This is a genomic window from Glaciecola sp. HTCC2999 (assembly GCF_000155775.1).
In the GTDB taxonomy this organism is placed as follows: domain Bacteria; phylum Pseudomonadota; class Gammaproteobacteria; order Enterobacterales; family Alteromonadaceae; genus Opacimonas.
Map to the genome: position 1 here is coordinate 391257 of NZ_DS989810.1, position 14211 is coordinate 405467.

A 14211-nucleotide genomic window follows, 5' to 3' on the forward strand; every position below is an offset into this window, starting at 1 on the left:
TAGTATACTTACTGAGTGCTTGATGCATTCTCTGTCAATGCTTTAAAGTACGGGTTACCAGTATAATTTGACACTTGGGACCATGGAGCATTGTCTGTGGGCAAATGCCTAATTAATTCTTGTTGTATCTGATAGTAACGAGGATCACCAGCAACGTTATGCCATTCATTAACATCATATTCGTGATCATATAATTCTTCACTACCATCGGCATATTTTATATAACGATAACGCGACGTTTTTACCGCGTGATTGTTCGGACCATAGGTTGTGACTGCAGCGTGCTGCCATGGCAAATCAGGCTGGCGCATTAACGGACTAATATCTACCCCTTGGTTTTGTGTGTTTTCTGGTAAACCACAGATCTTAATAAGTGTTGGATACAAATCTAATAAGCTAACTGGTTGGTTGACAACATTATTCGCATCACCACTCACTTTATTTTTTGGCGGCGTTATGATTAACGGAGTACGCGTGGCACGCTCCCATAATGACATCTTCGCAAATTTACTTTTTTCACCAAGGGAGTAGCCGTGATCACCCCATAACACAACGGCTGTATTATCAGCGTATGGGCTATTTTCTAACGCATCCAAAACAATGCCCACACACGAATCAACAAATGAAACACTGGCTAAATATCCCTGTACAATATTTTTCCATTCATTGTTCTCAAGTGCCCATTCTGTCGTTGGCATCATTGGATGTGCACTGACGGCTTTGGCGATATCGGGCACGTCATCCAAATCATTAGGTAAGAAAGGGGGCAAAACAATGTCTTCCAAAGGATGTATATCAAACCATTTTTGCGGAACATACCACGGAGCATGAGGTCTCAAAAAACCACCAGCCATAAAAAACGGTTTGTTATGATTACGTCCAAGCTGTTTAGCTAACCATTGCGCAGCATCATAGTCAGGCATTTGCTCATCATCATCAGGAAACGCCCCCCAATCGGTATTGGTGCGCTTATCATGCCATTTAAAACGCTCATCAGGTGATGGTCCAAAACCCTTGTATCGACCACCAAACTCGTCAAAACTGTTGGGAGCAATACCTTGATGAAATACTTTGCCAACTGCGGCGGTATAGTAGCCGTGCTTACGAAAATATTCACTTAAGAATACGGATTCTGCGGCTTTGGGGTTTGCACGCTTAATATCAATATCTTTGACATGTCCGTATATACCGGTTGTGGCTGGAGCTAATCCAGTCATCACACTAGCTCGAGAGGGTCCACACAGCGGCGCCGGTGCATGAGCGTTCGAAAATACCGTTCCTTGCCTAGCCAAACGGTCAATATTGGGAGTTTTGGTATTCGGATGGCCACCAAGTGGACCAATCCAATCATTAAGATCATCGACGATCAGCATCAACACATTGGGGTATTGTTTCTTGAGTTGATTGAACACTTCAAACTGACAACCTGACAGTGCAACTGCACTGCCAATAGTACCCAATAAAAAATTCCGCCTATCCATATCATCCTCCTACTTAGCAATACCAAGATCAATGACTTGTAGATGCAATGGCATTGAATCGCCTGAAGTTTTTTCCATCAAATAATAATATACCTTCCCATCTTTAACATATACGACGCCGTGGTCAAAACGCACACCGCCACTTTGCTCATAAATCCGCTCAAAATTATTGGTACCGCCAACACCTTTTTCGATAAACGGCAGTCCATTGTTTAATCCAATAATAAAAATATCATCGCCTGAGGTATATAGCTTACTCGCACCAGGGAAATCGGTGGTGGTTATAAACTCCTCTGCACCGGCAGGCTTATATGTGTGCAAATGCACTTGTTCAAAATCAGGACGTTTAGTATTAGTTGAGCGCAACGAGCTAATAAAGTGCACGTCACCGCGCTCAGTAACAGTCCAATCAAACCCATGAACAATATGCACCGAGTTTGATTCACTATGCGAAATATAATCACCTGGTTCGACAATTTTGATCTCATCAGAATTCACTAACGGCCATGTCATTTCCTCGCCTTTGTGGTTTTTCCAATCACCAAAACCTTGCGGATGATCAGAGTATGCGTAGTAAATTCCGTTTTGATAGACGTACTTGTCATCTTTTATGTTAGCGCGTTGTTGAAAACCAACGCGTAATTTACCGTTGAGATACTTCATGTTGCCATAAAGTCCCCAATTATAATCATTACCTTTACTACGTTGGTTATTTTCATTAAATTTAGTAAAACGTGACCAATTTTGCGTGTCGGCATCATAGCGATTAAATACATAAGCACCGTTATTGTTTCCGCCCAAACGCATATAGAGCAGAATCGTACCGTCAGTAGTGGTGAAGAACTTTGGATAGGTTAGGCGAGAGAAATTGGATTTATCAGCAAGATCACCTGTCATTGTCAAGTGTTTGTAATCATCAGGCCCTTGAGACACCTCACTGGTGTCCTTAACAAAACGGTCTAAAGTAAACTCTTCATCAGGTACGTTAGCAGTATTAGGAATACTGTATGAATAGCGGAAAAAATCATCTTTAAATTTACCGCCAAAATTATCGTCCGAATAAGCATGTAGATCATAGACCATGTGTATAGTGCCATTAAGCGGACTGACGGCTATACCGATAGAATTGTGGGACTCACCAATATTAGGGTCCCCACGAAAACCGGTATGTCGATGCGGGAACTCAATCGTAGCAACTGTGCCAGTCTTTTTATTATAGCGCGATAACATTACGTGACGATCGGTTTTACCACCGCGATACCACGTCATAAACACATAATCGCCATACACTTTGATGGCATCACCATGCGCAGAAATATTACGACCAAAAAAGAAATCAAACTGGTCAAGCTGGGTGCTTGCAGTATTTAGGGTTTTATGGGAAACCTTTTTACCATTAAAATGCAAACCTTGTTCGGTGATTTTTACTTGGCTTTCTAATACAACATTAGATGATGGACTCGACGTTGCAGAACAACCATTTAAAAAAGCAAATAACAGCAAAGAAGAAGCAATAACGGATGGTGCTTTGCGTGATGGCGCAATCGAACTTAATGTCATGTGTAACCTCGAAGTCAATATAAAACAAACCTGACTGATTATGACACAATATGAATAGATATGACTACTTTATAATCCGTTTTTTTTTTACATTTAATTAACGAGGGAGTCGCTTTACTTTAAGGACATAAAATAACGATATTGCTGTCTATTTTGTTGTTTTTGAGCAAGATACAGTCCCAAATCCACCAGCTGTGGATTATTATTGTAACGTTTAAGACTGGTGCGTAAGTTGAGTAACGCTTGAGCTGTGCTATTTTTCTTATCAAGTGCTAAAAAATAAAGGTAGGCATATTGCGGGTTAGTTGGTGCCTGTTTGATTGCTAGTGATGCTTGTTCTATAGCATTATCTACATCATTTTGACGAATATAAAACAGTGCATAGCTATATAACAATAAATCAGCCTTAGGGTTGTGTTTCAGGCCCTTTGCAAACATTGCTTTTTCTGCAGCAGTGTCTCCTGTCATTTTATAAATATTACTTAGATTAACATAAGAAGGTACAAAATAAGGATCCACCTTAATGCTGTGTTTTAAACTTTCAATGCCTGGTGTTATTTCGTTTTGCTGTATGTGTATCATGCTTTTATTCAAACCACCCTCGCCGCGCCACATACCCTGTTCTCTGGCAGCCATTAGTTCTGCAAACGCTTGATTGAATACTTCGGGTTCAACAAATGACATTCCAACAAGATGCACTGCCGCCTCTACTCGTACTGAGCGCAGTTCGTCAGAGAGCAAGTTAACAAAGCCTTTTCGTTTATCAACGTCACTTAACATAGAGCCTATTTTTGCAGTAGCTAAACGGACCAAGGGATCATCAGAAACTAACCAATCTTTCACTGTGTTGTGTGTAACTGTCTGTGTACTATTAGGTAGTAATGCAATAGCACTGGCACGATATATCTCGTTCATATTTTTATCATTGGCTAATGCAAGTTGTTGACTAAGCGGTAAGCCCCCTTGATCTAATAAACGAATAAACAATTTCTCCGAATCTGTAAGCGGGCGATTATTAGGATAATTCATCTTTATTTGTTGAGCAGCCCAGTCCGACCCTTTATCTACATGACAACTATTACAGGCATTTGGGATATCAAATGCTGAAGTTAATTCAGGACGGGGGATCTTAAAACTATGATCACGACGAGCATCGACCCCCATATATGTTGTAGTTGGCATGTGACAACTCACACATTGTGCAGGTTCAGTTCCAGACTTATGCATTAAATGTTGAGAGTTTTCATATGCCTGTGGTTGATGACACTGTAAGCATAGACCGTTGGTTTGAGTTTTGACTTTCATAGTGTGCGGATTATGACAATCTACACAATTGACTCCAGCGCTATACATTTTACTCTGCAAAAAAGAACCATACACATACACTTCTTCTTTGATTTGCCCATCGGCGTGATACATCGTGTTATCAAGTAAAGCGACCGAGAACTGATCTAAAAACGGGGTATCTGCTGAAAACCCATCAGTGATAGGAGCACGCAATGAGTGACAAGCATAACAGGTTTCCATAAAACGATTATCACGCTTTTCTCCTTGCCAACTAGCAATATTGTTGTCTTCGGTAAAAGCCCATTTACTCACCTTTTTAGCGGTGTCTTTCAAGTATTCTAAACCTGTTTGGTCTAATGTATTCATCAAAGTAGACGCATGTCCAGACATATCAGTATGACATGACTTACAGCCCACATTAATGTTATCCCAATTAGTAGAAAAACTGTCAGTATGAGTATCATAATTACGCTTTAACCCATCAGAGTGACAGTCGGCACACATACCATTCCAGTTTTGTAAAGGCTGCTGCCAATGTAGTCTATCATTTCCCTGAATATCTTCTTCAGGATACATAACATACCAACGTTGCCCGCCTTCAACTTTAGGTCGACTATCCCAAGCAAACGGAAAGACCTGTAAGCGCCCATTATCGGCTTTAATGAGATACTGCTGTAATGGATCATGACCAAAAGTATACTCAACACGATATTCCGTGGTTGTATCACCCTCAGTAAATGACATCCAATAAGCATCATCTTTGCTATAAAAGGTTACTTTTTGGGAAAAGTGTGAAACCACAACCCCAGAAAAATCACCCAACACATATTTCGCAGTCGGCGGGTTCATCGCTTTGAAGTGGTCGGATTGTTGCCACAAGCTTACTTGTTCACTATGACAGTCGATGCAATTTTTATAGCCTGTTGCGGCATCACTAGGACTGGCTAATACAGCACAAGAGATACAGCAAAATAAAGCTATGAAAAATCGCATCATAAGAGTGTGTTATCTATTTAAAGTTATCTAGATCAATCGGATCCATATCATCAAAAGCTTGGTTTTCACCCGCCATTGCCCAAATAAAACCATAGTTACTTGTACCTGCACCACTGTGAATAGACCAGCTAGGCGATAACACGGCTTGATGATTTTTCACCATCAGGTGACGTGTTTCTTCTGGCTCACCCATCAGGTGCATGACTCGTGCATCATCGGCTAAATCAAAGTAAAAGTAAACTTCCATGCGGCGGTCATGTGTATGTGCTGGAAACGTGTTCCACACACTTCCGGTTTCTAGGATCGTCAAGCCCATCACCAATTGTGAGCTGCGTACGCCTTTTTCATGGATGTATTGATAGATAGTGCGCTTGTTACTAGTAGAAAGATCACCAAGGTGAATTGGATTCGCATCAGATTGCATACTTTTTACCGTCGGGTATTCTGCATGCGCAGGCGTAGATACTAAATAAAATAACGCAGGGTTATTAGCATCATCGCTAGAAAACACTGGATCAGGTTGTCCGCGACCGACGTACAAGCACTCCAGTCTACCTAAACTATATTCGGTATCTCCTACTGTTACTACACCGTCACCGCCGACATTAATTATGCCTAGTTCGCGACGTTGTAAGAACGATGTTGCGCGCAATGCATCGCCCGCTGCCAGTGTCAATGATGTGGTAACAGGTACTGCACCGCCTGTAATCACGCGATCAATCTGTGAATACACTAAGTTAAGTTGGTCTTGCTCCATTAACGATTCAATCAAATACTCGTCTCTTAAACGTTGAGTATCATAGTGTTTAGCATCTTTTGGGTTGGTTGAGTGTCTAATTTGCATGGTAAATTTCTCGTTCGCTTACGGTTGAGCGATACTGCAATAAAATGATTGATATTGCAATACGTAACCATTTTGTTAATTGTGTTTTGTTTCTACAAAAAAAAACGCCGCTGTTTAACCGGCGGCGTTTTTAGTCAGTTATGTGACTTATTCTAAATTTTCAATATCAACAGCTGTTGCCGTTGAGTTTCCACTCGTATTTGAACTTTGATAATCTAAACTAACATTAGTATCTTCGGTTTGATTATTAAAATTATCAGACAATATATTTGTCCAGCCATTCACATCAGAATAGACTTTGAAATCATCAATAATAAAGTTATTACCACCTTTAGTTTGGATTTCAAAAAACGCTGGACCAGTCGCTTGTAAACCTGTCGCAGCAGCTGTTGCTAAAGAGTCAAACGTACCGTTTTCATAAAATGTAATATCATCCGCAGAAATAAAGGTACCATTTATCTTAAGTGATAAAATTGCAAGGCGACCTGAAGATGCATCCCAAGTTAATTCAACTGGGACAGGTTGCCCCTTCACTACAGTATCATTAAGCGTGAAATATTTTCCATTGCCAGTACTGTTATTTAACCTTAATTCTCCATTTGCTCTAACGGTTAGTGCAAGTAAAGTTCTATGGAGTTCTGTTGGTTTATATTTACTTCCATGAAAAACAAGTTTCACATCTTTAGCAGAATCATTTGGGAAAAGCATTGTAAATGAAGCCTTACCTACAGTAGATGTAGTGTCTGGCATGTCGATAACCCATTTACCATCTTTACCATTGTTATCACCAACTTTTAAAGCTAAATTCGTTGGGAATACAACACCCGTACTCGTTGAATTACTACTCGTATTTGAACTCTGATAATCAAGCGATATCGAACTACTTTCAAAAATATCATCACCATCAAATTTCTCAATTAATAATTCATTATAGCCATCATTGAATTCATAAACCTTTAAATCGTCAATATCAAAGCTATTACCGCCTTTGGTTTGGATTTCAAAAAAGGCTGGACCAGCCGCTTGTAAACCTGTCGCAGCAGCTGTTGCCAATGAAACAAACGTACCGTCTTCCTCTACAGTGATATCATCTGAAGAAATAAAAGTATCATTTATTTTTAATGATAAATTAGCTAGACGCCCAGAAGAAGCATCCCATGTCAATTCAACAGGAACAGGTTGCCCCTTCACTACAGTATCATTAAGCGTGAAATATTTTCCATTGCCAGTACTGTTATTTAACCTTAATTCTCCATTTGCTCTAACGGTTAGTGCAAGTAAAGTTCTATGGAGTTCTGTTGGTTTATATTTACTTCCATGAAATACAAGTTTTACATCTTTAGCTGAATCTTCTGGGAAACGCATCGTAAATGTAGCCTTACCTACAGTAGATGTAGTGTCTGGCATGTCGATAACCCATTTACCATCTTTACCATTGCTATCACCAGCCCTTAAACCAAAATTTCCAGGTTCTAGCGCGACAATAGAAACACTTACCATCTGTGTTGTACCATCAAATGATGAGACTGAAATTTCTTCATTAAAAGGTAACGTTAAAGAGTTACTTTGAAGCGCAGCAATACTGCTATCGTTAAGCGTATATGTCCAATCCCCACCCTCTATAATCGTTAATGCACCATAAATACCATCTATCGTTTCAGGCATAAAGCTTGATTGTCCAAAATTAGTATCATCTATTAATAGCTTACCAGTTACAGATGCCACATTAGCATTTACCGCTGAAGATGAAACACCTTCATCATCTAATGTTGGGAAACCAGAAATTACTGCTGGCACTAACTCTGCACCCTGTAAGGTTACTGAAACAAAGGCTTGGGTGCCATCAACAGATGTTAGGGCAAATGAATCAGTCGCACTTGGCGGTGCATCATTTGCTCCAGCGTAGTATAAATCATTAATGCCATCTTTTGTGTAATCAATGCTGTAAGTCCAGATACCATTATCGTCAACCGTAACTGAACCATATGTTGTTGAAATAGCATTTTCAGCTTTCATCGCAGCTTCTTGATAATTAGGATCTTGAACTGCAATTGAGCTAGTAAAACTTTCCGCATCAACACTAAATACAGCAGAGAAATTAACATCATCAATAATTGTTAAATTAGAAAATGGTTCAAAAGAAGCAGGTATTGGCTCAGAACCTAAAACAAGCACAGTCACAACTTGCTCGGTTCCATCAAGAGATTTAATTGTAAATACATCTTCTAAAGATTCGTCTGGAGCAAGAGCGATAACGGCTTCATTTTCTTCATCTAAATCATAAGTCCATGCGCCAGTTGTAGAATCAAAGGTAGTTGCTCCATACAAGGTTACGATAGGCGCTTCAAGTTCAGCAAAAAAAGCTTCTTCTGGGTTTGCATCTGAAACAGTTATAGTGCCTTCAACAGACCCTTTACCTGTATCTCTTTGGACGATTCGGTTAGCGATGTCACCTTTAAAAGTTGCGGGTACATCAATACCTCTTACAGTCAAAGTAATAACTTGTTGGGTTGAATCAGCGGTAGTCACTGTAAAACTTTCTTTCAAATCAGGTAAACCTGCTTTAACTAAAGCAGTAATATCTGGATGCTCGGCAGAGCCAGTGTAAAGTGTGTACTCCCATTCACCAGCAGCATTAATTTCAAAACTGCCATAAGTCCCTTCAAATGATTCTGGGTAAACAAGTGATTCACCTGGGTTTAAATCAAAAACTTTCATAGTGCCTGCGGCGTTTGCTGCTTTTGTTGCTACACCCGATAAATCGCCAGAAATAGACGGTGCTTCGGCCGGATTTAAAATATTATCGTCACTACCACAAGCTGTTAAAGCAGTAATTATGGATAGAGTTAAAAGTTGTCTTTTCATTATAAGATTCCTTAATACATAGTTACTCCATAAAAATGACACTCATTTAATATGGAGTAATTTTTATTTTTTATTACAAAGTACGAACAACTTTGATGTTATCAGTAGTGGTATTTTGATAGCGCGGATTACCTGAGGCTTTTATAGGATCACCATCAGAATTATTTTTAAAACCTTCTTCAAAATCAGGTGTATCAAACTTAACATCGGCATTAATATCAGTATAAAACTTTATATCATCAATTAATAAAGCACCTTCACCACCATTATCGACATTTTTTCTTACCCAAAAACGTGCCTCATCTAGGCATTTGTAGAGTCTTGAACCTGCCACAGTTTGTGCAACTATTTTTTGTGTCGGATTTGTAGGAATAGCACCATGCGATGATGAAACAGGAGTATCATCAATAGATAACGTTATATATGTTAGGCTATTACCTGAATTGAATTCCCATGACATAACAAAATCAACCCACTCATCCGTAACAAACATTTGATCAAAAATTACTTTATCTGTTATGTATTGATTGTTTTCGTTTTTGGCAAATCAATTGCACCATTAGAGAAACTGCCTCCTGGTTTCAATTCAGCAGACCACATCTCAATAGTCCCTTCTGGTTGCATATAAAGTTGAGCGACACGGCGATTATCGCCACTCCATCATTATTTCCATTCCATTGATCACAAGTAAAACCAATATTGCCGGCAACTAAATTATCAGCTGACATCTTTGCTTTGAAGGCAATTTTTCCATCACTAACATCAGCTTGAGTAATACCTTCGTGTAAGAAATCTATAGCAAATACACTGGTTAAATCTGTTTCACTTGGAATTTGTGCAGCGAAATTAATCGGTGCACCCGTAATATTGACAGTAAATGTGACTTCACTTCCATCAGCAGAATAAATCGTAAATGATTCTTGAGTTGCATCTTCTGGGTTCACAATATTATCAAGACCAGGATTTCTTTTATCTAAATTATACTGCCACTTTCCGTCAGCTTCGATGGTGAAAACACCATATTGTGCTTGAACTTCATAACCTTCTTCATTCGCCAATTTAAACTCAGATTGATTAAAGTTTTCGTCATACACTTCGGCTCTACCAAAACCCAAAGTTTCGGACTTGGAGACATTTGCGACAAGCGCCCCACGAAACTGTGCTGGGCTGTCAGCTGGAGTGCCGTTAATAACAATACTAAGTACAGTAGTAGTACCATCCAATGAGGTAATTGTTAGAGTTTCAGTTAAAGATGCGCCAGGATTCCCTTGAAGTGTTAACACCTCAGAGTTGGTTTCATCTAAATCGTATGACCATGCACCATTACCGCTAGCATCCATCGTAAAGGTGCCATATTGAGCCTCAGGTATAAGATTGAAATCAGGATCCGCTTCACCATAATTCACATCCGTCACACCTATGAACCCATTTGCTGAACCATGACCAAAGGTCACAACCACTTCCATTCCTTCGCCAGAAGTGCCGTCAAAACCAAGTTCAGTAGTAAACTCATTATTAAAGTTAGCCGGTACTTTCTTTGCTTCGCTGTTATCAATGTCACAACCAGTAAGGCCAGCCATAATAGACAAAACTAATAGTGTTTTTTTCATTTTAATTGTCCTATAAATATTCTTTTCGTCTTTACTTAAAAATTATAAGTAATGCTTGCTGTATAAATACGGCCTGCATAACGTATTCTGCTGATCGCTTTTTCATTGCCACCAATATATTCGTATTCTTGACGATTATTAAGATTAAATGCTCTAAGATTAGCTCTCCATCCTTTCGCGAAACGATAAGATGCGGACATATCTAAACGGCCACCTGCAGTTTGTGTACGTGCATCGCTTCCTAGGAAATTTGTGACTCCACCTGCGCTTAATAACTTCTCATCTTGCCAGTTATAAGCAAAACGAATGTTAAAACCATCATTTTCATAATAGCCGATTAAGTTTCCTGAATACGGAGCTATTCTGGTCATTGGCGCACCTTCACCTTCATCAAGGTCAACCTTTGTAAAGTTGAATACACCACCAAACCCATTCCAAGGATAAGGTAAGAAATCTAGTTTTTGTTGAACCGCTAATTCATATCCTGTAACCGTAATCGGAATATCACTATTAAACGTTTCATTTATAATAACTCTTCGATTGGACACAACATCACCATCTGATGTTTCAAAGTCACCTATTTCTTGACACAAACCTAAAGAAGAACCATCGTCAATTAATTCTAATGGACCTACTTCCCAGCGAGCTTCATCGCCTACAGGGCAGATTCTATTGGTTTGGATCTTACCTTTTATGTCTTTTACAAACATACCAATAGACACTGCAGATCCTTCACGGTTGTACCATGCTAAAGCCAAGTCATAATTTTGCGACGTATAAGGAAGCACTTCCGCTTTTGCATTTTCAAGTCTTACGGTTGCTCGGCCATTATCATTTCTTGGACTGGGTGATTGAGAAAGTAGGTTTGGTCTTACCAGCGCCTTTGAATATGCAGTTCTTAATACAACATCGTCTGTTAATTCAAAAGCAGCATTAAATGATGGTAAAGTATTATCATAATCAGTTTCGACTAGTACTGCGATACCTTTACCTTCATCATCAAAACCTTGTCCGATTACATCATTGGTGGTTTCAACATAACGCACACCCGCATTACCAGTAAATGAGACATCACCAATTTCACCTTCAAATTTACCCATTAGATAAATAGCATTAATAGCTTGATCCGCAGAAAAATTGTTACGGTAAAATTGATTCAAACCAAAAGCAGGTGAAGATGTTGCATTTTCTAATTTCACAGGGAAACCAGTAGGATCAGCCATGTCATACTCTTCTACTGGGAGACCTGTAGCTGGGTCTAATGGATTCAGACCTTCTTGAATTACTGGTGCTAGATTTTTGGAATCTAAAACAGCCCATCCGGTACTAGAACCATAATGGCCTGGGTAATCACCATTAAAATAGACAGTTTGATCATCAGATGACAATCTATCCTTAAATATATTTTCTCGATTGAAGTTTGATAAATTCACACCTCCACCGCCAACACGTAAATCATCAACAGATAAAGTCTCTCGTGAATGACGACCACCGAATTTAACAGTAGTGAACCTTAATTTGTCATTACCTAATTCAATAAACCGTTGAAAGTTTAACTCTGCAGATTCATATTCTCGAATTGGGCGATTAACACGACCATTAACATAGAAATCAAGAGCTTTACCACCAAATCTAGAAAGTGCTTCAGCCCTAGCTGCTGCCTGTTCAGCACGTTCTGCAAGCTGCTCTGGAGATAAGGCTGCTAGTTCTGCTTCGGTAAGCATTTCAGGTGCTTCTGGGAGATAACCTACTGGAAAATCATTAACGTCAAGCGGGTTAATTTTGGGGTCAAGTCTACTACTGAAACTCGTCAAAGGAATACTTGACCAACCACTGTTGAAACGTTTCCAAGAGTTATCGCCTAAATCATAAAGAGGCTCTCCGGTATCAGGGTCCGTTTGACTTAAAACACCATTCACATCACTATAAAAATAATCGTCATAACCATTTATCGTAGCAAATGCCTTACTTAAATCACCATTTCCTGTGTTAATAACTCCGTTTATTCCAGTCGGCGCATAATTCAAACGCTCACCACTATCTAAATCGGTATAGTATTGGTTATTACGTTTAGCAGCATGACGCACATCTAAACCAGTTAAAATACCTTCACTGTCTGCCTTTGATTTACTTAACATACCATCAATTTGCCAGTCATCAGTGACATAATCTGCATATAAAAAGATGCCTTTTGCTTCTTCTTTACTTGATGATAAACGATTTGAAGGAGACCAACTAACGTTGCTGATCTCTGCGTGAGTAATAGCATAAACAGGTATAGTAGCTAAATCAGGGCTATGTATAGCTGAATTATACTCTGGATTAGCATTCGCACTTAATTGAATTGGCGCGCCCAATGGAGTTACTCTTTGAATGTCAAAGTTACTATCATTACTATTCATGAAAAACTGAACATCTTCCATGTTGCTTTCGCCTAAATCGCGTTTTGTAAATAGAAAGTTAGCACCGAGTTTCAATGCATCAGTTGCTTGATATTCAATATTACCAGTTGCAGATACACGATCACCACGAGAGTTTTCTGTGACTTGTCCAGCCTTACCGATTACTTTCATAATCGAGAGAGGCTCTGTTATTCCATATTGCGCTTTATAATCATTCAAATCTTCCGCACTAATAAAAGAAGTGTTTTTAATTGAATTATTATCAATGGTGTTAAGTGATGTATATTGAGTGAAATTAGCTGTATCACGACGGAAATTTTGTTCAGATGCAGCTACTTTAAAAGCGACTGCTAACTTATCTTTGATAAGATGCTTTGAACCAGAAGCACTAATAGAATTATCAATATTATCTGCAAGCTCTTCGTACCGATTCCCAAGGCTGATAGAGTATCTACCATCTTTTTTACCTAATGCACGTTGTAATTTTTTATCTACAATACCACCAATACCGCCTTCCTGAAGATCTGCAGTTGGTGCCTTTATTACTGTTACACCGTCAAACACACCACCTTCAAATGCACCAAATGGATTCGAATTACCTACCACACCACTACTTCGACTTGGCGTTGAAAAGGACTGACCTTCGGCTGTCACTTTCGCATAACCACCAGGTAAACCTCGTAAATTAATCTCAGCATTACGAGAACCATCTTCAGTATTTAGCTGGATACCTGGGATAGCTTGAAGAGCCTCACCAAGATTAAGAGCTGGTAAACTGTCAATATCTTTAGCAGAAATCGCATCAACGATTGAATCAGCATCTCGCTTTACATTCAATGCAGTTTCAAGTGAGCTTCGAATTCCCGTTACTTCTATTTGCTCAATATCATCGGCCTTGTTATCTGATTCAATAGCGGCTTGTACTTGAGCTGCTATTAGTGAAGGCGTGAACAACGTAAGTAAAATACCAGTTGAACATCCAAATATTTTTGATGCTTTCTTATAATTAGTATTACTTTTTCTCATATTTCCCATGAAGATCTCGCTTATGCTTATAAATGTAATGTAAATTATGATTTTGTTAATGATAAGTTAAACTATTAATCATTAGATTGCAACACCGCTCAACATCAATCATTAAAATATTAATAATATTTACAAAAAAT

The 14211-nt window shown here is 39.1% G+C and carries 8 protein-coding genes; all 8 read right to left on the reverse strand.

The features are described from left to right. Positions 1–8: 8 nt before the first annotated feature. Positions 9–1481 carry a sulfatase gene (locus tag G2999_RS01715; RefSeq protein ID WP_010178112.1) on the reverse strand — a complete coding sequence of 491 codons (1473 nt, stop codon included), beginning with the start codon at positions 1479–1481 and terminating at the stop codon, positions 9–11. A gap of 9 nt (positions 1482–1490) precedes the next feature. Beyond that, positions 1491–3041 carry a BNR-4 repeat-containing protein gene (locus G2999_RS01720; protein ID WP_010178114.1) on the reverse strand — a complete coding sequence of 517 codons (1551 nt, stop codon included), beginning with the start codon at positions 3039–3041 and terminating at the stop codon, positions 1491–1493. Positions 3042–3155: 114 nt separating this feature from the next. Then, a complete protein-coding gene (locus tag G2999_RS01725) occupies positions 3156–5324 on the reverse strand; it encodes a multiheme c-type cytochrome (protein WP_010178116.1) in 2169 nt (722 codons plus the stop codon). Positions 5325–5337: 13 nt separating this feature from the next. Continuing rightward, positions 5338–6168: a 5-dehydro-4-deoxy-D-glucuronate isomerase gene (gene kduI, locus G2999_RS01730; protein WP_010178118.1), complete on the reverse strand. Its 831-nt coding sequence runs from the start codon at positions 6166–6168 to the stop codon at positions 5338–5340. Positions 6169–6315: 147 nt separating this feature from the next. Continuing rightward, positions 6316–9033, reverse strand: a complete 2718-nt coding sequence (locus G2999_RS01735) for a VCBS domain-containing protein (protein ID WP_010178119.1) — start codon at positions 9031–9033, stop codon at positions 6316–6318. A 73-nt stretch (positions 9034–9106) separates the two neighbouring features. Then, a complete protein-coding gene (locus G2999_RS13660; protein WP_010178120.1) occupies positions 9107–9526 on the reverse strand; it encodes a hypothetical protein in 420 nt (139 codons plus the stop codon). An 88-nt stretch (positions 9527–9614) separates the two neighbouring features. Then, on the reverse strand, positions 9615–10643 hold the full coding sequence (locus G2999_RS01745; protein WP_010178121.1) for a VCBS domain-containing protein: 1029 nt from the start codon (positions 10641–10643) through the stop codon (positions 9615–9617). Between the two features lie 35 nt (positions 10644–10678). Continuing rightward, positions 10679–14071 (reverse strand): TonB-dependent receptor domain-containing protein, encoded by a 3393-nt coding sequence (locus G2999_RS01750; protein ID WP_232222400.1) that lies wholly within the window; start codon positions 14069–14071, stop codon positions 10679–10681. Positions 14072–14211 lie beyond the last annotated feature (140 nt).